At 71.6% G+C, this 22,266-nt stretch carries 15 protein-coding genes; 3 read left to right on the forward strand and 12 right to left on the reverse strand.

The window, feature by feature from the left end; genetic code table 11:
- Positions 1 to 10: 10 nt before the first annotated feature.
- From PCA76_RS20185 to PCA76_RS20230, 10 genes are all read right to left on the reverse strand, one after another.
- Positions 11 to 1,135, reverse strand: coding sequence for an LLM class flavin-dependent oxidoreductase (locus PCA76_RS20185; RefSeq protein WP_272612019.1), 1,125 nt, complete (start codon positions 1,133 to 1,135; stop codon positions 11 to 13).
- Between the two features lie 19 nt (positions 1,136 to 1,154).
- Positions 1,155 to 2,222: an LLM class flavin-dependent oxidoreductase gene (locus PCA76_RS20190; protein ID WP_272612020.1), complete on the reverse strand. Its 1,068-nt coding sequence runs from the start codon at positions 2,220 to 2,222 to the stop codon at positions 1,155 to 1,157.
- A 52-nt stretch (positions 2,223 to 2,274) separates the two neighbouring features.
- On the reverse strand, positions 2,275 to 3,630 hold the full coding sequence (locus PCA76_RS20195; RefSeq protein WP_272612021.1) for an NtaA/DmoA family FMN-dependent monooxygenase: 1,356 nt from the start codon (positions 3,628 to 3,630) through the stop codon (positions 2,275 to 2,277).
- Positions 3,631 to 3,645: 15 nt separating this feature from the next.
- Positions 3,646 to 4,854: an LLM class flavin-dependent oxidoreductase gene (locus PCA76_RS20200; protein ID WP_272612022.1), complete on the reverse strand. Its 1,209-nt coding sequence runs from the start codon at positions 4,852 to 4,854 to the stop codon at positions 3,646 to 3,648.
- 11 nt (positions 4,855 to 4,865) lie between these two features.
- Positions 4,866 to 6,488 carry a dipeptide ABC transporter ATP-binding protein gene (locus tag PCA76_RS20205; RefSeq protein WP_272612023.1) on the reverse strand — a complete coding sequence of 541 codons (1,623 nt, stop codon included), beginning with the start codon at positions 6,486 to 6,488 and terminating at the stop codon, positions 4,866 to 4,868.
- Positions 6,488 to 7,378: an ABC transporter permease gene (locus PCA76_RS20210; RefSeq protein ID WP_272612024.1), complete on the reverse strand. Its 891-nt coding sequence runs from the start codon at positions 7,376 to 7,378 to the stop codon at positions 6,488 to 6,490. The genes PCA76_RS20205 and PCA76_RS20210 overlap by 1 nt, the downstream gene beginning before the upstream one ends.
- A 5-nt stretch (positions 7,379 to 7,383) precedes the next feature.
- Entirely contained in the window at positions 7,384 to 8,319 is a 936-nt protein-coding gene (locus PCA76_RS20215) for an ABC transporter permease (protein WP_272612025.1), read from the reverse strand.
- Position 8,320: 1 nt separating this feature from the next.
- Positions 8,321 to 9,964 (reverse strand): ABC transporter substrate-binding protein, encoded by a 1,644-nt coding sequence (locus PCA76_RS20220; RefSeq protein WP_272612026.1) that lies wholly within the window; start codon positions 9,962 to 9,964, stop codon positions 8,321 to 8,323.
- Between the two features lie 409 nt (positions 9,965 to 10,373).
- Positions 10,374 to 10,907 (reverse strand): flavin reductase family protein, encoded by a 534-nt coding sequence (locus PCA76_RS20225; protein WP_272612027.1) that lies wholly within the window; start codon positions 10,905 to 10,907, stop codon positions 10,374 to 10,376.
- Positions 10,908 to 10,939: 32 nt separating this feature from the next.
- Entirely contained in the window at positions 10,940 to 11,794 is an 855-nt protein-coding gene (locus PCA76_RS20230) for a DUF1684 domain-containing protein (RefSeq protein WP_272612028.1), read from the reverse strand.
- A gap of 363 nt (positions 11,795 to 12,157) precedes the next feature.
- Here PCA76_RS20230 and PCA76_RS20235 point away from each other — a divergent pair, with 363 nt between their 5' ends.
- The gene (locus tag PCA76_RS20235; protein ID WP_272612029.1) at positions 12,158 to 12,955 is read left to right on the forward strand and encodes an SAM-dependent methyltransferase; all 798 of its coding nucleotides are present in this window, start codon (positions 12,158 to 12,160) and stop codon (positions 12,953 to 12,955) included.
- Between the two features lie 55 nt (positions 12,956 to 13,010).
- Here the strand turns inward: PCA76_RS20235 and PCA76_RS20240 are convergent, their stop codons facing one another.
- Positions 13,011 to 13,751, reverse strand: a complete 741-nt coding sequence (locus tag PCA76_RS20240; RefSeq protein WP_272612030.1) for a cellulose binding domain-containing protein — start codon at positions 13,749 to 13,751, stop codon at positions 13,011 to 13,013.
- 316 nt (positions 13,752 to 14,067) lie between these two features.
- Here PCA76_RS20240 and PCA76_RS20245 point away from each other — a divergent pair, with 316 nt between their 5' ends.
- Positions 14,068 to 15,141 (forward strand): hypothetical protein, encoded by a 1,074-nt coding sequence (locus PCA76_RS20245; RefSeq protein ID WP_272612031.1) that lies wholly within the window; start codon positions 14,068 to 14,070, stop codon positions 15,139 to 15,141.
- Positions 15,142 to 15,193: 52 nt separating this feature from the next.
- On the opposite strand, the gene PCA76_RS20250 is transcribed toward PCA76_RS20245, so the two are convergent.
- On the reverse strand, positions 15,194 to 16,291 hold the full coding sequence (locus PCA76_RS20250) for a winged helix DNA-binding domain-containing protein (protein ID WP_272612032.1): 1,098 nt from the start codon (positions 16,289 to 16,291) through the stop codon (positions 15,194 to 15,196).
- A 462-nt stretch (positions 16,292 to 16,753) separates the two neighbouring features.
- Between PCA76_RS20250 and PCA76_RS20255 the strand changes: the two genes are divergently transcribed.
- Positions 16,754 to 22,216: an ATP-binding protein gene (locus tag PCA76_RS20255; protein ID WP_272612033.1), complete on the forward strand. Its 5,463-nt coding sequence runs from the start codon at positions 16,754 to 16,756 to the stop codon at positions 22,214 to 22,216.
- Positions 22,217 to 22,266 lie beyond the last annotated feature (50 nt).

Here is a 22,266-nt window from a genome sequence, read left to right on the forward strand (position 1 = left end):
CGCACCCGGGTCAGTCGTTCCACTCCTTGGCGAGCAGCTCATAGGAGTTGACCCGGTCGGCGTGCGCGTGAGTGATCGTGGTGACGAGCAGCTCGTCGGCGGTGGTGACCTCCCGCAGCGTGTGCAGCCGTTCGACGACCGTTGCGGGCGATCCGACGAACTGGGTGTCGACCCGGTCGGCGACGAGCTCGCGATCATCGTCCGTCCAGGGCAGCGTGGCTGCCTGCTCCGGACTCGGGAACGGGATCGCGCCCTCGCCGCTGCGGATGCTGCGTACCCACGGGCCGTACGGCGCGGCCAGCCGGCGTGCCGTGTCGTCGGTCTCGGCGACGACCACGTCGGCGGAGACCACCACGTACGGCTCGGCGAGCGCGGCCGAGGGCTGGAACGCCGCACGGTAGGCGGAGACCGCGTCAAGGACCGACGAGGGGCTGACGTGGTAGTTGGCGGCGAAGGGCAGGCCCAGCGCGCCAGCCAGTTGGGCGCTCTCCCCGCCGCTGCTGCCGAGCAGCCACACCTGAAGGTCGGTGCCCTCCCCCGGCACGGCATGCGCGTCCAGACCATTGGCGTCGAGGTAGTCGCCGCGCAGCAGGGCCAGGACGTCGGCAACCTGTTCGGCGAAGGGCGGTGGTTGGGCGCCCGGTTGGTGCAGCAGGTCACTGCTCAGGGCGAAACGCGGTGAGGCGAGCACGCTGGCGTAGGAGAACGGCGGCGGAATGAGCAGCCCGTCGACCACCTGGGCCTCGGCCGGCGGCGGGGTGGGCGCGGCGAGTTCCCGGGCCGCCTCGACGCGCCGCTGGCCGGAGCGACCGAGCCCGAGGTCGATGCGGCCCGGGTGCAGGGCGGCGAGGGTGCCGAACTCCTCGACCACCGACAGAGCGGTGCGGTGGCCGACCTGGACGGCTCCGGAGCCGACGCGGATCACGCTGGTGGCTGCGGCCACCTGCCCGATGAGCACGGCCGGCGCCGAACTGGCCACGCCTGCGGCGAGGTGGTGCTCGGCCAGCCAGTAGCGGTGGTAGCCGGACTGCTCCGCCCGACGGGCCAGGTCGACGGTGTTGCGCAGGGCATCGGTGACGGTGCCGCCTGCGGGCACCGGCGCGAGGTCGAGAATGGACAGTGGAGTTCGTGACATGGATGGTCCCCGATTCTGGTCAGACCGCTGCGGCGAGGGTCACCGGCGGAAGGAAGGGACGGCTGGGAATGGTCCGGCGCAGCACCGGGGCCACCTCGGCCTGGAACAGCTCCAGGCTTTCCCGATGCTGCTTGTCGGTCAGCCCGTCGTGGTCGGCCTGAAGGTGGATGACCTCGTGGCCGAACTGCTCGTGATAGCGCAGCACCTTGTCGATGAGCTGCTGTGGACTGCCGACGAGGATCGAGCTGCGGTCGATGGCGTCCTCCAGGGTGTCGAAGACCGGCTGCACGCCGAGCCGCCGGAACGCGGCCAGCCGGGCGTCGAAGATCGGCCGGTACCTCTCGACCGCTTCCTGCGAGGTGCGGGCCACATAGAAACCAGCGGTGCCGGCGCCGACGAGGGCATCGGCCGGATCGTGCCCGTAGTGGACCCACCGTTCCCGGTAGTGGCGGATGAGCTCGGCGTACGGCTCGATGGGGTTGGTGACGTTGGCGGAGAAGATCGGGTCGCCGTACCGGGCGGCGAGGTCGACGGAATCTCTGCTGGTGGCGCTGCCGTGCCAGACCCGGATGGGCTGCTGCAACGGCCGGGGCCAGGTCTCCGCGTCGGTCAACGACGGCCGGTACGCCCCCGACCAGGTGACCGTGTCCTCCCGCCAGAGCCGGCGGAACAGCTCGTAACCCTCCCGGTTGCGGTCCCACTGGTCCTCGGCGGTGACGTGGAACAGTTGCGCCTGCGCCGCGCCGTTGCCCTTGCCGATGATCAGTTCGAGCCGACCGCCGGAGAGGTGGTCGAGGGTGGCGTAGTCCTCGTACGCGCGGACCGGGTCGAGCAGGCTGAGCGTCGTGACGGCGGTGAACAGCCGGATGGTGGAGGTGCGGGCCGCGATGTGGCTCAGCACCACCGGCGGCGACGACGAGATGAACGGTCGCTCGTGCCGTTCGCCGACGCCGTACCCGTCGAAGCCGAGTTCCTCGGCCAGGACGGCCGTGTCGACCACCTCCCGGAACCGCTCGGTGGTGCTGCGGCGCTGGCCGGTCACCGGGTCGGGCAGGTGGGTGATCAGGGTTATCAGCAGGAACTTCATGCGAGGACCGTCACTTTCGGCGGGAGGGTCGGGCAGACGGTTGCCATCGCGGTCACACGGCACCGACCGGGGTGACCGGGCGGGCGGCGCTGAGGCCCAGGTGGTCGCGCAGGGTGCTGCCGGCGTACTCGGTGCGGAAGACGCCCCGTTCCTGCAGCAGCGGAACGACCTGGTCGACGAACTCGTCGAGCCCGCCCGGGGTCAGGTGCGGCACCAGGATGAACCCGTCCGCGGCGTCCGACTGCACGAAGTGGTTCATCCGCTCGGCGACCTGCTGCGGAGTGCCGACGAAGGACTGCCGGCCGGTGACCTCGATGATCAGGTCGCGGATGCCGAGTCCCTTCTCCTCGGCCAGGACCCGCCACTGCCGCGCGGTGTCGACCGGATCGGGATACATGCCGGCGCGGCCCCGGCTGATCGCGTCGCCGGAGACGTCCGGGTCCTCGGCGGGCAGCGGGCCCTCGGGGTCGTACCCGGAGAGGTCCCGGTTCCAGAGCTGTTCCAGCAGCAGGATCGCGGTCTGTGGGCTGACCTGCTGTCGGCGGATGTGGTGAGCGCGTTCCTGCGCCTCGGCGTCGGTGTCCCCGAGGACGAAGGTGACCCCGGGGATCACTTTCAAGTCGTCGGGTTGCCGGCCGTACCGGGCCAGCCGGGACTTCACGTCCCGGTAGAACTCCTGGCCGGCGTCGAGCGTGCCGTGTCGGGAGAAGATCGCGTCGGCACTGGACGCCGCGAACTCACGCCCGTCGGGAGAGTCGCCGGCCTGGAGGATCACCGGGTGCACCTGAGGGCTGCGGGGCACCGTGAAGTGCCCGGCGATGTCGAACTGGTCGCCGTGGTGGGCGAAGCCGCCGGGGTCGGCCTCCGTGACGTACCGGCCGCCGTCCCGGTCGCCCACGATGGCCTCCGCGGGCCACGACTCCCACAGCTCCCGAGCGGTACGCACGAACTCGGCGGCCCGGTCGTAGCGCAGCGAACGGTCGAGGTAGCCACCGCGACGGAAATTCTCCCCGGTGAACGTGTCCGAGGTGGTGACGACGTTCCAGGCGGCCCGCCCGTCCGAGAGGTGATCCAGGCTGGCCAACTGCCGGGCCAGCTCATACGGTTCGCGGAAGGTGGTGTTCAGTGTGCCGGCCAGCCCCAGGTGGGTGGTGACGGCGGCGAGCGCGGCGAGCACGGTCAACGTGTCCGGGCGGCCGACCACGTCCAGGTCGTGGATGCGGCCCCGCTGCTCGCGCAGACGCAGACCCTCGGCGAGGAAGAGGAAGTCGAACGTGCCGCGCTCGGCTGTCCGGGCCAGGTGGACGAAGGAGGAAAAATCGATCTGGCTGCCGGAGGCCGGGTCACTCCAGACGGTGGTGTTGTTCACGCCGGGAAAGTGCGCGGCCAGGATGATCTGCTTGGGCATGATGGTCTCCTCAGCTCAGGCGGTCGCCGCGACGGCGTAGCGGCTGGCCGGTCGGGGCAGGCCGAGCAGGTCACGCAAGGTCCCGCCGGGATAGCCGGCGCGGAACAGGCCCCGATCCCGTAGCGCGGGCACCAGTGCCCGGGTGGTCGCGGTCAGGTCGTCGGGGAGCACGGCGGGTCGCAGCCGGAAACCGTCCACTCCGGCCCGGTGCCACTCGGCGAGGAGATCGGCCAGCTGTCCCGGAGTGCCGGTGAAGATGGCCGCGTCCGACGTGAATTCCTCGCCGTGCAGCTCGTCGAGGCGGGTCCTGCGGTGCCGGGCCAACGTCGGTGTCTCGTCGAGCAGCACCACCAGGTCGGCGAGGACGCGCAGCGGCGCGTCGGTCCGGCCGACGGTCACCTCGGCCACCCGCACCTCGGCCACGATCGCGGCGGCGTGCTCGGTGTCGGTCGGGGTGACGAAGACGATGTCGGCGTGCCGGGCGGCGAACGCGTACGGCACCGACGAGTGGGCCAGCGCGGCGACGACCGGCTGTCCCTGCGGGGACCGGGGCACGATGGTGGGGCCCTTGACGGAGAACCACCGACCGGTGAAGTCGATGTAGTGCAGCCGCTCCCGGTCGACGAAGCGGCCGGTCGGCACATCTCGGATCACGGCGTCGTCCTGCCAGCTGTCCCAGAGCCGGCGGACCACCTCCACCGCGTCGCCGGCCTCGGCGAAGAGGTCACCGACCATCCGCACGGCTTCCGGTTCGTCGAGCCGGGCCAGGTCCAGCGGCGGGATCTCACGGCGGCCGAAGTGCCCGGCCTCGGCCTGCCGTGCGGAGACCCGGGGCCGCCAACCGGCTCGCCCGCCGCTGACGTGGTCGAGCGTGGCCACCGCCGTGGAGAGGTGGAACGGCTCGGTGTGGGTGGTGCTGGTGGTCGGGATCAGCCCGATGTGCCGGGTCAGCGGGGCGAGCCGGGCCGCGATCTGCACCGCGTCGAGGCGTCCCCGAAGCTGGTCGACACGGCCATCGGGGCCGTCGGGCCCCGACGTCTGGAGGTCGAGGCTGTCCTCGATGGTGAGCAGGTCCAGTGCGCCGTCTTCGGCCTCGCCGGCGAGAGCATTCCAGTAGCGGGCGGTCAGGGGCGCGGTCGCGTCGGCCAACGAGAGCCGCCAGGCGGCAGGATGCCAGCCGAGACCATCGAGCGCGACGGCCAGGTGCAGGGTCTTCTCGGTCATGGGTGTTCCTCCTACGGTCGGCCGGTGGTGACGAGCGTGGGCAGCGCGTCGAGCAGGGACCGCGTGTAGTCGTGTCGGGGGTAGGTGAAGACGTCACCGACCGGGCCCTGCTCCACTACCGCGCCGTCGTGCATGACCAGGACCCGGTCGCTGAGGTGGTGCACCACACCCAGGTCGTGGGAGATGAAGAGCAGGGCGGTGCCGTCGGTGGCACGCAGGTCGGCCAGCAGGTCGAGGACCTGGGCCTGGACGGAGACGTCGAGGGCGGAGACCGGTTCGTCGCAGATGATCAGGGCTGGTCGGGGCGCGATCGCGCGGGCGATGGCGACCCGCTGCCGCTGTCCGCCGGAGAGCTGCCGGGGATGCCGGTCGAACAGGTCGACGCCGAGACCGACGCGGCGCAGCAGGTCGACGACGTGGTCGCGCCGGTCCGACCGGCCGACGTCGGGGTCGAGGTTCTCCGCGACGACCCGCCCCACCGTGTAGCGGGGGTCGAAGGAGCTCAGCGGATCCTGGGAGATCATCTGCAGTCTGCGCCGCAACGGGCGACGGATCCGCTCCGGGCTCCCCGCCCACGACGTCCCCTCGAAGGTGACGGTGCCCGCGTCGACGTCGAGCAGACCGGCGACGATCCGGGCGACGGTGCTCTTGCCGGAGCCGGACTCCCCCACCAGGCCGAGCGTCTCGCCCCGAGCGATGGAGAAGGAGACGTCCCGGACCACGGTGTGGTCGCCGTACCTCTTGGTCAGCCCGCCCGCGTCGAGGACCGTGTCGTCGGAGCGGACCTCGGGCCGGGCGGGCAGTGCGGTCCGCGCCGCCTCGGCCACGGGGCCGAGCCGGCGGCCCCGCGACGTCGCCGACGGCACCGCGGCCAGCAACTGCCGGGTGTACGGATGCGACGGGGCCCGCAGCAGCTGGCTGGTGGGGCCCTGCTCGACGATCCGACCGTCCCGCATCACCAGGACCCGGTCGGCGACCTGGGCGACGACCGCCAGGTCGTGGCTGATCAGCAGCAGACTCACTCCGGCGGTCCGCCGCTCGGCGAGCAGCCGCAGGATCTGGGCCTGCACGGTGACGTCCAGCGCGGTGGTCGGCTCGTCGGCGATGAGCAACGCCGGTTCCCCGGCGATGGCCGAGGCGATCAGGGCCCGTTGCCGCAGCCCGCCGGAGAGCTGGTGCGGGTACTGCCGGGCCCGACGCTCCGGCTCCGGTAGGTGGACCAGGTCGAGCAGGTGGCTGACGCGGCCGGCCCGTTCCCGGCGCCCGACGATGTCGTGGGTGGTGAGCACCTCGCCGATCTCGGCGCCCACCGTACGCAGCGGGTCGAGGGAGACCAGCGCGTCCTGGAGGACCAGCCCGGCGAGCCGGCCACGGACCCGCCGCCAATCCCGTGGCCGATAACCGCGCACGTCCTGGTCGGCCAGTTCGAGCCGAGTGGCGCGGACCTGCGCGCCCGGGCCGGCGAGACCCACCAACGTACGGGCCGTGACGCTCTTGCCGGAGCCGGACTCCCCGACGACGGCCACGCACTCGCCGCGCTCGACGGTGAAGCTGATCCCGCGCACCGCGCCCACCCGGCCGGTCGGGGTGTCGAAGTCGACATGCAGGTCCTCGACCGCGACCAGGGGGGCCATCAGTGCCTCCGCCCGTCGAAGCGGGCCTGCCAGCGCCGGCCGACGACGGTCAACGACACCACGGTGGCGGTGACCGCCAGGCCGGGCAGGATGCTGATCCACCAGGCCACCTGGAGGTAGTTGCGTCCCTCGGAGAGCATCGCGCCCCACTCCGGCGACGGCGGCTGCGGGCCCATGCCGAGGAAGCTGAGCCCGGCGGCGGCGAGGACCGCCTCGCCGAGCCCGATCACGGCGAGCACCGGCACCGGGCCGACCACGTTGGGCAGCACGTGCCGCACCACCAGCCGGCCCCGGGACTGGCCGAAGGTGACGGCCTGCTCGACGTAGCCCGAGCGGCGGACGACCAGCGTCTGACCGCGCACCACCCGGGCGTGGTGGGGCAGGGTGGCGACGCCGATGGCGACGATCAGGCTGGCGGTGCCGGGGCCGGCCACGGCGATGAACAGCAGGGCCAGCAGCAGCATGGGAAATGCCGACAGCGCGTCCAGGGTGCGGCTGAGCGCCTCGTCGGCGACCCGGTGCGCGAGGCCGGCGAGCAGGCCGAGCAGCACACCGCCGGTCACCGCGATCGCGGTGGCGGCCACACCGATGGTGAGCGAGTGGCCGGCGCCGTGCACCACCCGGGTCCAGACGTCGCGGCCGAGGTGGTCGGTGCCGAACCAGTGCGCCGCGCCGGGCGGGCTCAGCACGGCGAGCGGGTCGGCCGCGAGCGGATCGCCGGGGGCCAGCGCCGTCGGCCAGGCCGCGGCGACGACAAGCAGGATCAGGTACGCCCCGGCGGCGACCGGGCCGGGTCGCGGCCGAGCCCGTCGGCGTACGGCCGGGCGGGCCGGGTCGGCGAGGGTCAGCGCGGGGGCGTCGGTGAGCGGGGGGCCCAGGGTGACGGTCATCGGGGTCAGCTCCTTCGCAGACGCGGGTCGACCAGCAGGTACGCCAGGTCGGCGGCGGTGTTGACGACGACGTAGACGGCGGCCGAGAGGGTGACCACGGCCAGCACCACCGGCATGTCCCTGGTGGAGACGGCCGTGAGGGTGACCTGGCCGAGGCCGGGCCGTCCGAAGACCTGTTCGACGATGACGGCGCCGCCGAGCAGGATGCCGAAGAGCCAGCCGGCCAGGGTGACGGCCGGCAGCAGCGCGTGGCGCAGCGCGTGGCGGACCAGCACCGCGCGTTCCCGGACACCCCGGGATCGGGCGGTGAGCACGAACGGCTCGTCGAGAGCGCGGTCGAGCCCGTCGCGGAGCACCTGAGCCAGCAGCCCGGCGATGGGCAGCGCGAGGGTGACGGCGGGTAGCACCAGCGCGGCGATCCCCTGGTCGCCGGAGACCGGGAAGAACCCGAACCGGAACGACAGCACACTGAGCAGCACGAGCCCGATCAGGAACGGCGGGGTGGAGACCAGCAGCAGTTCGGCTCCGGAGCTGGCCCGGCGCAGAAACGGCCGCCGGTCCCCGGCCGTGGCCACGGCGATGAGCAGTGCGAGCAGCACCCCGAGCCCGGCGGCGGCGACCGCGAGGGCGAGGGTGGGGGCGAGTTGTTCGCCGATCACCTCCGCGACCGGGCGTTGCAGCAGGTAGGAGCGACCCAGGTCGCCGCCGGCGAGCCGTCGGAGGTAGTCGACGTACTGCACGAGGGCCGGCCGGTCCAGACCCCACTCGGTGACGATGTCGGCGCGGATCTGCGGGGTGTCCGCGCCGTCGCCAATGATGTTGTCCACGGTGTCGCCGGGGGCGGCCAGCAGCGCCAGGTAGGCGGCGGTGGCCGCGACCCAGAGGACGACCAGGCCGGCGCCGAGCCGGCGGGCCACGACACGAACGGGTGGGCGGCTCATGTCACTTGCCGATCCACAGGTCGTACGCGCTGGCGGGCACCCCGGCGGTGGGCTCGAAACGAACCCCGCCGACGCCGACGCTGGCGGCGATCTGGTCGGCCGGGGCGTAGAGCGGCAGCACCAGGGCCTGCTCGGCGACGACCTGTTGCTGCAGGTCGGCGTAGATGCCGGCACGCTTCGTCGGTTCGGCGGTGGCCTGACCGGATTCCAGGAGCTGGTCGATCCGCGGGTCGTTGACCTGGGTGCGGTTGATGCCGCCCTTCGAGTGCAGCAGCAGGTTCAGTGCGGCACCGGCGTCGGTGTCCGCACGAGAGTTGTCGAAGACCTCGTACTCGTTGCGCTGCAACGCCTCCGTGGCGGTGCCCTGGTCGACCAGCGAGACCTTCAGATCGATGCCGGCGCTCTGCTTGACGGCGGCCTGGACGGCCTGGGCAAGGACGTCGCGGCGGTCGCGGACGAAGGGTGCCGACTGCACGAGCCGTACGGTGAGCCGCTTGCCGCCCTTCACCCGGTAGCCGTCGGCGTCCCGGGAGGCCCAGCCGGCCTGGTCGAGCAGGGTGTTCGCCTTGGCGGCATCGCCGCTGTAGCCGCCTTCGAGGCGCTTGTCGTAGAGCGGGCTGGACGGGCTGATCACACTCCAGGCGCGGGTGGCGGTGTCGCGGTAGACCGACGTCAACACGGTGTCGACGTCGACGGCCTCCCGGAACGCCTGCCGGACCCGTAGGTCGTCGAAGGGTGCGTGGGAGGTGTTGAAGTAGTAGGAGTAGGCCGATCCGGAGTTGAGCTCGCGGGTCAGGCGCAGCGTCCGGTTGCCGGTGACCAGCGGCTGGTCCGTTGCGGGCACCCCCTCGATGAGCTGCACCTGGCTCGACGTGAGCGCCCCCACGCGCACCGCCGACTCCTTCAGGAACCGGTAGGTGATCCCGTCGAGGTAGGCCGGTCCGGTGTGCGTCGCGGTGGGCGGCGCCCAGTCGTAGCCGGCGTTGCGTCGGTAGTGCAGCTCCTGGCCGGGGACGTAGCGGTCCAGCACGAACGGCCCGGTGCCGACCACGTCGATCCCACCGGCTTTGAGGTTCTTCGCCTGGCGCAGCGACGTCGGGGAGATCTGCGCGCCCTGCGGGGAGGCGAGGAAGTCGAGGATGAGCACGTCCGGCGCGCTGAGGACGAGCCGTACGGTGCGCGGGTCGACGGCCTCGACGGCCTTGAGGTTGCGCAGTTGAACGGCGGCGACGCCCGGGGCGTACCCGGGTTCCCGGAGCTTGTCGATGTTGGCCTTGACGGCCGCCGAGTCGAAGGGCGTGCCGTCGGTAAAGGTGACCCGGTCGCGCAGCGTCAGGGTGTAGGACAGCGCGTCCGGCGTTACCTGCCAGCCGGTCGCCAGCCAGGGCGCCAGCTTGCCCTGCTGGTCGTACGTGAGCAGGGACTCGAAGGTGTTCCAGACCAGCAGGCGGGCCTTGGCCTGGGCGTACTGGTGCGGGTTGAGGGTGATCGGCTCGGTCTCCACGGCCCAGGTGAGGGTGCCGCCGGAGCGGGGCTGGCCGGCCGCCTCGGCAGCCGGGGTGGTGCCGGTGGAGCAGCCGGCAACGACGGCGAGCAGTGGGGCGAGCGCGGCGGCGGCCAGGGTTCGCAAGCGGTACGCGGGCATGGTGGAATCTCCTGTCCAGGCAGGCGGAAGCGGGTATGCCGACACCCGGCCCGGCGCGTGGGCGCGGGCCGGTGACGGTGTCGGTGCGGTGGTGGCGCGGCGGTGCGCCTCACCTCGGCAGGCCGATGCGGCGGGCCGGGTTACGGGCGTGGGTGCCGGGTCAGGCCAGACAGGAACTCGACCACACCCGACCGAAGTCGATGTGGCCGCGGATCGTCAGCCGCAGCTCGCTGGACATGACAGGAGTCCACCTTCCGCCGGTGGTGGTGTCAACGAATCCGTTGCCGGATGTCGGCTATCGCACGCGGGGACGTCGATGCGTTGACGGATACCCTACTAGACCTATAGGGTTTACAGGAATTGCGTCTGGTCGGTGGACCGGCCCGTCACGGGCAGGCGACCGCAAGGGTCAGGCGGCGGGTCGGCGGGTCGTCGCGTTCTGGTCGCCGGCCAGCCCGGCGTAGCGGCCCCGGTGGTACAGCAGCGGCGAACCGACGTCGGCATGCCGGAGCACCTCCGGCTCGGCCAGCACCACGGCGTGATCGCCGACGGTCACCCGGTCGACGACCCGGCAGAGCAGCCAGGCCAGGGTGTCGTCGAGGATCGGCACCCCCTCCGGGCCGGTCCGCCAGCGGGTGGGAGCGGCGAAACGGTCGATGCCGCTTGTCGCGAAGGTTCGGGCCAGCGCCTGCTGATGGTGGGCGAGCAGGTGCACTGCCACATGTCGGGCACGGGCCACCGCGGGCCAGCTCGACGAACCGAGGTTCAGGCAGAACGAGACGATCGGCGGCGCCAGCGACACCGAGGTGAACGAGGTGGCGGTGAAGCCGACCGCCGGCGATCCGGGAGCGGTCACCACCGTGACGGTGCTGGCCTGATGGCGCAGCAACGTCCGCAGCGCGTCGCTGTCGGCGTCGATCGGGGCGTCGGTGGACTGGGTCATGGCGATCCTCCGGAGGGGTTGGTCCTGAGGGGCTACGAATGGTCGGCGGGATCGCCCGCCAGCCGCTCGTACGGGGTCTTCTCGCCGGCCTCGACGGCGATCGGCAGCCGGTTCTCCGCCGGAGGCAACGGGCAGGTCGCGAAGTCGGTGTACGCGCAGGGCAGGTTGGTGGCCCGGTTGAAGTCGAGCGTCACCCGGCCCTGCTCGTCCGGCGCGCCGACCGCCAGGGACCGGTTGGCCGGATAGGTGGTGACCCCGGACGTCGTGTCGGTGAACAGCACCGACAGACTCCCGGGCCTCCCGCCGTCGAAGGCGGTCAGGCTCAGCGGCACCCCGTCGACGGTGAACTCGATCCGACCGGGTGCGTCATAGACGTGCTCGAGCCCTTCCACCGCCGCGCCGACCGTGGTCGGCCTCGGGCTGTCGAACGGAACGAATCGCCCACTCACGACCCAGCGCGGGTGGGGCGGGTACGTCGGCGTGCCCCGGTAGCCGAGGCGCAGCGCGTGGTCCGGTCGTCGGGGGCGGAGGATGTCATGCCCACCCCGGCGGGCCACCTCCAGCACGCCACCGTCGATGCCCACGGTGCTGCCGGCACGCTCGGCGATCGGCCCGAACTCGTGGCGGCCCCGAACCCGCCGGCCGTCGACGACGAGCTCTTCGTCAGCACCGAGAGCGACCACCGGCCCGCCAGCACCGGTGTGCCACTCCCCCGGCAGGTCGGGGAACCGCTGCGGCGCCGGGGTGAGCCAGTGCAGACCGGTGACGGCGAGGAAGCCGTGCGGGTCGGCCCGAGCCTCCTCGTGGCGTCGGTGCCACTCCTGCCAGTCCTCGTCGAACTCGCGCCGGGAATCCGCGGCGGTGGGCGATGCGGCATCAATACTCAAGACAGGTCCTCTCGACGAGGTGCACCTCCGCGCCGGCGGGATGCGGGGAAGCCGGTCGCGCTCCGGCTGCGGGAAGCCGGGCAGGCGAGGGCTGGGGCGGCCCGTTCAGGCCGGCATGGGCTCGCCGGGACAGAGCTGCGCGGCGACCCGCATCAGGTCGACGACCCGGCGGGAGGTGAACAGGCGAACGGGCAGCATGCGGTCGATTTTCCTACCAACAAGGTAGGATTTCAAGCCCTCGGGGCGGATCGAGGCATCTGGGGCCACCAACCCAGGGTCGACAGTGGACCCGGCCGGAGTACGATCCGGCTGCGTACCGCAGTGATGGACCTCCAGCTGTCGACCCCTCGATAGGAGCCTGGCATGGCCGGCCCGGACGAAGAACTCGCCGCGAAGCTTCAGCCCGACGTGCCGCACGCGGCGCGGATCTGGAACTACTGGATGGGCGGCAAGGACAACTTCCAGTCCGACCGGGCGGCCGGCGACGCTGTCGCCGAGGTCTACCCGGAGATCGTCCTGATGGCGCAGCAGTCACGCGTGTTCCTGGTACGGGCCGTGCGTTACCTCGCCGCCGAGGCGGGCATCCGGCAGTTCCTGGACATCGGCACCGGCCTGCCCACCATGCAGAACACGCATGCGGTCGCCCAGGGGATCGCGCCCGACTCGCGGATCGTCTACGTGGACAACGACCCGATGGTGCTGGTGCACGCGCGGGCGCTGCTGGCCAGCACGACGTCGGAGGGCGTCACCACCTACGTGCCCGCCGACTACCACGACCCGGAGAAGATTCTCGCCGAGGCGGCGCAGACGCTCGACTTCGACCAGCCCATCGCCGTGATGTACATGGGCGTGCTGGGCTACGAGCCCGACCTGGCCGTGGTGCGCTCGATTGTCGGGACGACGATGGACGCGATGCCGTCCGGCAGTCACCTGGTGCTGTGGGACGGCACCAACACCAGCCCAGCGGTGGTTTCCGGCGCCGACCGGCTGGCGCAGAGTGGCGGCGTTCCGTACATTCTGCGCAGCCCGGAGGACCTCGGCAGTTGTTTCTCCGGCCTGACTATGGTGGAGCCGGGCCTCGTGCCGATCCCCCTGTGGCGACCGGACGACGCCGACGCCACCGGGATCGACGCCTACGGCGCCGTGGCCCGCAAGCCCTGACCGACGCGAGTCCGCCCTGCTCTCGCCGCTACGGCGGGAGCAGGGCGGACGCCGTTCACCGGTCGCACGTCAGGGTCAGCCCGTCGGGTACCGCGCTGGTTGCCACCAGCAGGCCGAACGTCGCCACACCGTCCGGCGCCAGGGTCCCGTTGTACGAGGCGTTGCGGACCGTAACGTCGGCACCGACCGTCTCGGCCGCCCCACCCCAGACCGTCTGGACGCGCTCGTCGCCGGACCACCGCCAGGAGACGCGCCAGCTGTCGAGTGGCTGCGCCCCGGTGTTGCGGACCGTGGTCGTGACGACGAAACCGCTGCCCCAGCGGGCGTCGATGGTCGCCGTCGCGCGGCAGGCAGCCAGCGGCGCGGTCCGGGCCGATGAGATCAGGTACGGATCCCGCCGGCCCTCGGCGTCGCTGAACCGGTACCAGTACTCCGTGTTCGGCACCAGCCGGCCGATGGTCACCGAGCCGTTGCGCTCCGGCCCGGAGACTGCCTCGGCCACCGGAGCCTGCCACCGTTGGGCGTCCTCGCGGCTGGCGAAGAGGCTGATGGTCATCGGCGGGTTGTAGCCACAGGGCGGGCTGAACAAGATCGCGTACGAGATGGTCACGCTCGTGGTGGTGGCCCCGGTCACGCTACCGGTGATCGGCAACGCCGGCGGGCAGGTCATCGTCGGTGACGGCGACGGCGTTGGAGTGGCCGACGGGGTTGAAGTTGGCGTCGCCTCGGCGGCGCTGGTTGTCCCGGTCCAGGCGGCCAGCGCCATGGTCGTGACAGCGAGGAACATGCGAAGCATCGGTGCCTCCGTGGTTACCGGGCACCGAGGACCGAGGTGGTAGCCGGTGCCGCACTCGGGTTTCCGGCCGTCGACGAGGGCTGCCCGGCACGGGTGGCATGGCCACCTCGTGCGCCCTGTGGACCGGAGAAGATCTGGTGCGCGCTGGCTCCCGAGCACGACCGATCCACAGCATCGCATTCGACAAACATCAATACAAGGAAGACGTGATCCTGTCGAACATCGTCCGTCTTCTCTTCGCCGGACGGACACGCGCCGGGCGTCCGGGCCGAGAATGATTCATCACGGTCTATCACATCGGACGCGGGAGCACACCATGCTCGACAGAAGCAGCACGACTCGGCGACCCCGGGTGGCGAGGGCACTGATCGCGGCAGGCGCTGCGGCAGTGCTGGCGGCTGCCCCACTCGCGGCACCGGCGCCCGCTGGCGCCGCCGTCAGCAGGGCCGAACTCGCCCTCCGCTGGGCGCCCATCCACTACCAGGACGTCGATGCCACCGGCAGCCACGCTCTGGGCGGCCGATCGGACTACATCACCCAGGTCGACTTTGACGGCGACCTCAACGGACGCAACAACTGGGAACGGGCCGGCCAGGCTGGCGCTTCACTCGCCGCCCACGCCTACTACTCCGTCGTCGAGACGAGCACCCACTGGTACATCACGTACCTCTTCTTCCACCCTCGTGACTGGACCGACCACCCGTTCTTCGAGACCGAGCACGAGAACGACGGCGAGGGTGCCCTGTTCGCGATCGAGCGTGACGGCTCGGCGTACGGCGTCCTGCGCTCGGCCGTCACCGTCGCGCACAGCGACTTCTACTCGTACACCCCGGCCGGCAGCACCTGGACCAGTGGCCGGGAGAGTGTCGACGGCACCCTGCAGTTCCAGGCGTCACCGCACGACACGTTCCAGCATCCGGTGACCGCACAGGAGGCTCAGGGCCACGGCCTGAAGGCATACCCACAGAACAACATCAACGGCGACGGCCTGGTCTACTACCCGTCGACCGTCGCCGAGACGCCGAGTGATGGCAACGACCGCGACGTGCGGTATCAGCTGATCGACATCTTCGCCGCCGGCGGCCTGTGGGCCCAGCGGTCCAACCCGAGCCTGTTCGCCAGCCTGGGCACGTTCGCCGGCGACACGACCGGCGACTGCGGCGTCGGCACCTGGAGTTGCTCGACCAACTCGGCCAACGCACCCTGGGGCTGGGACGACGGCAACGACGTACCCGCGCGGGGCGAGATCGCCAGCGACCCGGCGAAGCTGTCAGCCGACTACTTCACGGTGCCGGCCGGCCTGGCGCGTGCCTACAGCTACAACCCGTACGCCGGAGCGGCGGCAGCACTCGCCGAGGCGGCGAGGACCGCACCGCCGATCGTCGACTGACCGGTCCGCTGCGGTCGTCTCCGTCTCCCCGGGCCGGATCTCCCGGGTCCTTTCACCGGGGAGACGGAGCGACCCGCACCCGGTCGCTCTCGTCGTCGGAGAGGAACGACGCCAGTGCGCCCCCCTGCTCGGCGACGGCGGTGCGCTCGGCCCGGGAGAGACCCCGCAGTGGGCTGACGGTCACGGTGTTCGACTCGACTCCCCAGGTCGCGGCGACGCGGCCGTCGACCAGCACCACACGCTCGCCGGCCACGGACAGGCCGCGATGGGCGTCGTCGATGATTCGGCTGCGGTCGTCGTAGCCGAGGATCGCGTTGTCGAACGCCGGCAGGAACCGCACCGGGGCGGGTGTCTCGGGGTCGGGGCGCGGTGCGTCGGGCAGGTCGATCAACGTCCGGCCGCGCTCGTCGCGGAAGGTGACCAACTCCTCGCGCATCGCGGCCACGGCGGCCGGCAAGCCGGCGAGGCCGCACCAGGCGCGCAGGTCGGCCGTGGCTGCCGGACCGAACGCGGCCAGATAGCGCCGGACGAGCACCTGGCCGACGGGGTCGGAACCCTCCGGGGCCGACCGGTCGATCTCCCGGCCCAACCAGACGGAGAGCAGGGCGTTGCGCACGCCCGCCTTCGTACGCCACACGCCGCGCGGCGGCAGTTGCGTCATCGGGAGGAGCGCGATCGCCATCTCGCCCAGCGCCCGGGGCCCCGCCGATGGCCAGCGCTCGCCGAGCGCCCGCCCGATCTCGGTCATCGAGCGGGGCTCACCGTCGGTCATCACCGACCGGCCTGCCGCGGCGAGTTCGTCGAGGTCCACTCCGTCGAGCTCGCTCCGGTAGACCCCGAGCACCCGTTGGCGCAGCATGGTGTCGTGGCGGGTTCGCCAGGCCATGGCGTCGGCGGCGGCGAGCAGATGGACGGTGCGGCGCATGAGGTGGGTCCGCACCACGTGTCGCTCGGTCAGCAGGCTCGAGAGCACCGCCGGGTCGAACGCGCGCAGCCGCGACCAGAGCCCGACGAACGGCTCCTGCGGCTCCTGGGCCTGTAGGCCGCCGAGGTGGGCGACCGCGTCGAGGACCGGCCGGTCGGCGCGTTCGAGCAACATCTGCCGGGCGAGCGTCGCGCGGTTGAGCGCCCGGGTGTCGAGAACGGTCATCGGGTCCTTCCGGTCGTCCCCATTGTCTGGCACGGGGCGACAGTTGCAGTCGAAGCGGCCAGGCGGTGGCCGCTTCAGCTGAGCAACATGTGCGCCAGGCGGGGCGAATCCGTGCTCGGTCGACCGATCAGTGACGGCCCACGAAGATGCCGATGCCGTTGGCGACCGCTCGCTCCGTACCGTTGGACGGGTTGTTGCGGGGCGGTGGCTGCGGCCTACCCTGGCTCCCGTACGGCGACTGTGCTCGAGCCAGGTGACGCCGGTGCGTCGACGTCGGAAACCGGGCAAGATCCGGTCGCCGCGCGCGATAGCCAAAAACTTTTGTGCACTTCCTACAACTGAGGGACGGTTGGTTCGGTGGTTGCGCCATAGCGCTGGCAGCCGCCAGACGGAAAGGTGATCACTGCTGGGAGCCGTCGTCTCCCGGCACGCAGGTCGAGGTCTAGCTAAGGGGTCAGTCGGGTGTTCAACCGTGTCGCCATCGTCAACCGTGGTGAAGCCGCCATGCGGCTCATCCACGCGGTCCGCGAGTTGGCCGCGGAGACCGGCATCCAGATCGAGACCGTCGCTCTCTACACCGACGTCGACCGCACCGCCACCTTCGTCCGCGAAGCGGACATCGCCTACGATCTCGGGCCGGCATCGGCCCGCCCGTACCTCAACCTGGCGGTGCTGGAGCGCGCCCTGACCGAGACCGGGGCCGACGCCGCCTGGGTCGGCTGGGGTTTCGTCGCCGAGGACCCGGCGTTCGCCGAGCTGTGCGAGAAGATCGGTGTCACGTTCGTCGGGCCGAGCGCGGACGCCATGCGCCAACTCGGTGACAAGATCGGCTCGAAGCTCATCGCCGAGAAGGTCGGCGTGCCGGTCGCGCCGTGGAGCCGCGGTGCCGTCGAAACCCTGGACGCCGCCAGGGCCTCGGCGGCCGAGGTCGGCTACCCGCTCATGCTGAAGGCGACCGCGGGCGGTGGCGGGCGCGGCATCCGTGTGGTCAGGAACGAGGCCGAACTCGTCGACGCCTACGAGCGCACCAGCCAGGAGGCGGCGCGGGCGTTCGGCAGCGGCATCGTGTTCCTGGAGCGCCTGGTCACCGGGGCCCGGCACGTCGAGGTCCAGGTGATCGCCGACGGGCAGGGCACCGCGTGGGCGCTCGGCGTCCGCGACTGCTCGGTGCAGCGACGTAACCAGAAGGTCATCGAGGAGTCCGCGTCGCCGGTGCTCAACCCGGCGCAGACCGCCGAGCTCAAGACGTCGGCCGAGCGGCTGGCCCTGGCAGTGGGCTACCGCGGTGCGGCGACCGTCGAGTTCCTGTACCACCCCGGCGATCGACTGTTCGCGTTCCTCGAGGTCAACACCCGCCTGCAGGTCGAGCACCCGATCACCGAGTTGACCACCGGGTTCGACCTGGTCAAGGCACAACTGCACGTCGCAGCGGGCGGGCGGCTCGACGGTGAACCGCCGCTGGAACGCGGGCACGCCATCGAGGCCCGGCTGAACGCCGAGGATCCCGACCGCGACTTCGCGCCGTCGCCGGGCCGCATCGCGCGACTGGACCTGCCCAGCGGCCCGGGCATCCGGGTGGACACCGGCGTCAGCGAGGGCGACACCATCCCGGCCGACTTCGACTCGATGATCGCGAAGATCATCGCGTATGGCCGTGATCGCGACGAGGCGCTCGGCAAGCTGCGTCGAGCGATGGCGAACACCACGGTGATCATCGAGGGCGGGGCGACGAACAAGAGCTTCGTGCTCGACCTGCTCGACCAGCCCGAGGTGATCGACGCCAGCGCGGACACCGGCTGGATCGACCGCGTCCGCGGCGAGGGCCGACTCGTCACGCACCGCCACTCCGCCGTCGCGCTGGCGGCCGCCGCCATCGAGGCGTACGAGGAGGAGGAGCGCGTCGAGCGGCAGCGGCTGCTGTCGACGGCGTCCGGCGGGCGCCCGCAGGTCCAGCACTCCAGCGGCCGACCGTTGGACCTCAAGCTGCGCGGTGCCGACTACCGCACGCGGGTCGCGCGGGTCGGCGCTCACCGGTTCCGCGTCAGCATCGAGGCGGGTGCCGTCGTGCGTACCGCCGACGTCGATCTCGACCGCTTCGACCGGCACACCGGCCAGATCGTCGTCAACGGCATCCGGTACCGCCTGCTCACCGGCACGTACGGGCCGACCCATCTGGTCGAGGTGGACGGCGTGACGCACCGGGTCAGCCGTGACGAGGGTGGCGTCCTCCGCTCCCCGATGCCCGCGCTGGTCGTCGCCACTCCGCTGGAGGTCGGCGCCGAGGTCGAGGCGGGCGCACCGGTGCTGGTGCTGGAAGCGATGAAGATGGAGACGGTGCTGCGTGCGCCGTTCAAAGCGCGGCTGAAGGAGTGCGCCGTCTCCGTGGGCAGCCAGGTGGAGGCGGGTGCGCCGCTGTTGCGGCTGGAGCCGCTCGCCGACGAGGCCGACGAGACCGCGGACGACCCGGCCGTCGAAACGGTCGAACTGGACCTACCCACCGCCGCCGAGCTCATCCCGGCGTACGCGCGCAGCAGGCGCGGTCAGGAGGACCTGCGCGGTCTGCTGCTCGGCTTCGACGTCGACCCGCACGACGACCGTCGGGTGCTCGACGGCTACCTCACCGCGCGGCGGGCTGCCACCGAGGCCGGGCAGCGACCACTGGCCGCCGAACTCGACCTCATCGAGGTGTTCGCCGACCTCGCCGAGCTGAGCCGCAACCGGCCGACGGGCGAGGACGGCGGGGCCTCGCACGCCCACAGCGCCCGGGAGTACTTCCACACCTACCTGCAGAGCCTCGACGTCGAGCGGGCCGGGCTGCCGGATGCCTTCCAGACCAAGCTCGCCAAGGCCCTCGGCCAGTACGGCGTCACCGACCTGGAGCGCTCCCCCGCCCTCGAAGCCGCCGTCTTCCGGATCTTCCTCGCCCAGCAACGCGCGTCCGCCGACGCCACGGTCATCGCGACGTTGCTGCGCGCGTGGCTGCGGGAGACCCCGCCGGACGAGACGCTGCGCGAGCCGGCCGGCCTCGCGCTGGAGCGGCTGATCGCCGCGACGCAGGTCCGCTTCCCCGCGGTCGCCGACCTCGCCCGTGGCGTGGTGTTCGCCTGGTTCGCCCAGCCGCTGCTGCGCCGCAACCGGGCCCGCGTCTACGCCGAGGTCCGTGGGCACCTACGGCACCTGGACGCCCACCCGGACGCGGCGGACCGCGCCGAGCGCATCGCCGAGATGGTACGCAGCACCGAACCACTGGTCCGGCTGCTCGGGCAGCGGCTCGTCCGCGACCACCTCGACAACGCGGTCATGCTGGAGGTGCTGACCCGGCGCTACTACGGCAACAAGGCCCTCACCAGCGTACGCACCAACGAGGTCGCGGGCTGCACGTTCGTGGTCGCCGAGCGGGCCGACTCGAGTGTGGTCTCCGCCGCCGTGAGCTTCGACGCGCTGGGCAGCGCCCTGCGCGGGCTGGCCGAGCTGGCCGGCGGCGAGGACTCCGTCGACGCCGACATCTACCTCGGCTGGGAGAACCAACCGGGGGACTTCGACGCGATGGCGGCCGCGCTGGCCGAGGTCATCTCCGCGCACCCGCTGCCGCCCCAGGTTCGCCGGGTCACCACCACCGTCGCGGGTCGCGGTGGCGCGGTGATGCACCACCACTTCACCTTCCGCCCATCGGGCACTCAGCTGAGCGAGGACCGGCTGATCCGCGGCCTGCACCCGTACATCGCGCAGCGGATGCAGCTGGAGCGGCTGCACAAGTTCGACCTGACCCGGCTGCCGTCGTCCGACGAGGAGGTCTACCTCTTCCAGTGCGTGGCGCGGGAAAACCGGGCGGACGAGCGCCTCGTCGCGTTCGCGCAGGTGCGTGACCTGACCGAGCTTCGCGAGCAGGACGGCCGCCTGGTCGCGCTGCCGACGACCGAGGACGCCATCGCCGCCTGCCTCGACTCGATCCGCCGCGCCCAGTCGCGGCGACCGTCGAAGACGCGCTTCAACACCAACCGGATCGTGGTCTACGTCTGGCCGCCGAGCGAGCTCACCCGCGAGGAGATGGAGATGATCGCCGGGCGCGTACGCCCGACGACAGTGGGCGCCGGGCTGGAGGAGATCCTGTTCATCGCGCGGCAGCGCGACCGCCGGACCGGCGAGCTGACCAAGATCGCCGTACGGATCTCGTTCGACGCCTCGGGCGGCGCCGAGCTGGCCGTCGGTGAGCCGCCGGTCGAGCCGGTAGAGCCGCTCGACGAGTACCGGCTGAAGGTGCTGCGCGCGAGCAGCCGCAACACCGTGTACCCGTACGAGCTGAGCGACCGGCTCGGTGACTTCGTCGAGCACGACCTCGACGACGCCCACGCGCTGGTGCCGGTGGACCGGCCGAAGGGCCGCAACCGCGCCGCGATCGTCGCAGGGGTGGTCACCACGCCGACCGAGCGGCATCCGCAGGGTGTCAACCGGGTGGTGCTGCTCGGCGACCCGACGAAATCGTTGGGCGCCCTGTCGGAGCCGGAGTGCCGGCGCGTTATCGCCGCACTGGACCTGGCCGAGCAGATGCGGGTGCCGCTGGAGTGGTGGTCGCTGTCCTCCGGAGCCCGGATCTCCATGACCACGGGCACGGAGAACATGGACTGGGTGGCCGCCGCTCTCAAGCGGATCGTCGAGTTCACCCAGGACGGCGGTGAGATCAACATCGTGGTCGCAGGCATCAACGTCGGCGCGCAGCCGTACTGGAACGCCGAGGCGACGATGCTGATGCACACCAAGGGCATCCTGGTGATGACGCCGGACTCGACGATGGTGCTCACCGGCAAGCAGGCGCTCGACTTCTCCGGCGGGGTGTCCGCCGAGGACAACTTCGGCATCGGCGGCTACGACCGGGTGATGGGGCCGAACGGGCAGGCGCAGTACTGGGCGCCGAACCTGACCGCCGCGCAGGACGTGCTGATGTCCCACTACGACCACACGTACGTCGCGCCCGGTGAGGACGCACCGCGGCGGGCGGTCACCACCGACCCCACGGACCGCGACATCTCGACCTTCCCGCACGACGTGGCGGGCAGCGCCTTCAGCACCGTCGGCGAGATCTTCTCCGCCGAGGCCAACCCCGACCGCAAGAAGCCGTTCGACATCCGGACGGTGATGCGGGCGCTGTCCGACCAGGACCACCCGGTGCTGGAACGCTGGGCGGGTATGGCCGACGCGGAGACCTCGGTCGTGCAGGACGTCCACCTCGGCGGCATCCCGGTGTGTCTGCTCGGTATCGAGTCACGGTCGGTGCCGCGGCGCGGCTTCCCGCCCACCGACGGCCCGGACACGTACACGGCCGGCACGCTGTTCCCGATGTCGTCGAAGAAAGCCGCGCGGGCGATCAACGCGGCCAGCGGCAACCGGCCGCTGGTGGTGCTGGCCAACCTGTCGGGCTTCGACGGCTCACCGGAGTCGATGCGCAAGCTGCAGTTGGAGTACGGCGCCGAGATCGGCCGGGCCATCGTCAACTTCCGCGGGCCCATCGTCTTCTGCGTGATCTCGCGCTACCACGGCGGCGCGTTCGTGGTGTTCTCGAAGGCGCTGAACCCCACCATGACCGTGCTCGCGCTGGAAGGCTCGTACGCCTCGGTGCTCGGCGGCGCCCCGGCCGCCGCGGTGGTGTTCACGGCCGACGTCAACACCCGTGCGGCGACCGACCCGCGGGTGCGGGAGCTGGAGGCCCGCGTGGCGGCTTCGGCCGGCACCGAACGCGCCGCGTTGACCGCGGAACTCGACGAGCTGCGCTCGGCGGTACGCGCGGAGAAGGTCAGCGAAGTCGCCGCGGAGTTCGACCGGGTGCACAACATCCACCGTGCGGTCGAGGTCGGCTCGGTGGACGCGGTCATCCGCGCCGCCGAACTGCGTCCGCGCATCATCGACGCCATCGAGGCCCGCCTGGGTTAAAGCCGCCAAGGCCCCGCAACGTCAACACGACCCCCAAAACCCTGACCCCA

It is taken from the genome of Micromonospora sp. LH3U1, from assembly GCF_028475105.1.
Lineage (GTDB): Bacteria > Actinomycetota > Actinomycetes > Mycobacteriales > Micromonosporaceae > Micromonospora.

Bases quoted from the DNA above. Each gene is read 5' to 3' on its own strand.
- PCA76_RS20185 (WP_272612019.1), bottom strand. From the start codon at position 1,135: ATGTCACGAACTCCACTGTCCATTCTCGACCTCGCGCCGGTGCCCGCA.
- PCA76_RS20190 (WP_272612020.1), bottom strand. From the start codon at position 2,222: ATGAAGTTCCTGCTGATAACCCTGATCACCCACCTGCCCGACCCGGTG.
- PCA76_RS20195 (WP_272612021.1), bottom strand. From the start codon at position 3,630: ATGCCCAAGCAGATCATCCTGGCCGCGCACTTTCCCGGCGTGAACAAC.
- PCA76_RS20200 (WP_272612022.1), bottom strand. From the start codon at position 4,854: ATGACCGAGAAGACCCTGCACCTGGCCGTCGCGCTCGATGGTCTCGGC.
- PCA76_RS20205 (WP_272612023.1), bottom strand. From the start codon at position 6,488: ATGGCCCCCCTGGTCGCGGTCGAGGACCTGCATGTCGACTTCGACACC.
- PCA76_RS20210 (WP_272612024.1), bottom strand. From the start codon at position 7,378: ATGACCGTCACCCTGGGCCCCCCGCTCACCGACGCCCCCGCGCTGACC.
- PCA76_RS20215 (WP_272612025.1), bottom strand. From the start codon at position 8,319: ATGAGCCGCCCACCCGTTCGTGTCGTGGCCCGCCGGCTCGGCGCCGGC.
- PCA76_RS20220 (WP_272612026.1), bottom strand. From the start codon at position 9,964: ATGCCCGCGTACCGCTTGCGAACCCTGGCCGCCGCCGCGCTCGCCCCA.
- PCA76_RS20225 (WP_272612027.1), bottom strand. From the start codon at position 10,907: ATGACCCAGTCCACCGACGCCCCGATCGACGCCGACAGCGACGCGCTG.
- PCA76_RS20235 (WP_272612029.1), top strand. From the start codon at position 12,158: ATGGCCGGCCCGGACGAAGAACTCGCCGCGAAGCTTCAGCCCGACGTG.
- PCA76_RS20240 (WP_272612030.1), bottom strand. From the start codon at position 13,751: ATGCTTCGCATGTTCCTCGCTGTCACGACCATGGCGCTGGCCGCCTGG.
- PCA76_RS20245 (WP_272612031.1), top strand. From the start codon at position 14,068: ATGCTCGACAGAAGCAGCACGACTCGGCGACCCCGGGTGGCGAGGGCA.
- PCA76_RS20250 (WP_272612032.1), bottom strand. From the start codon at position 16,291: ATGACCGTTCTCGACACCCGGGCGCTCAACCGCGCGACGCTCGCCCGG.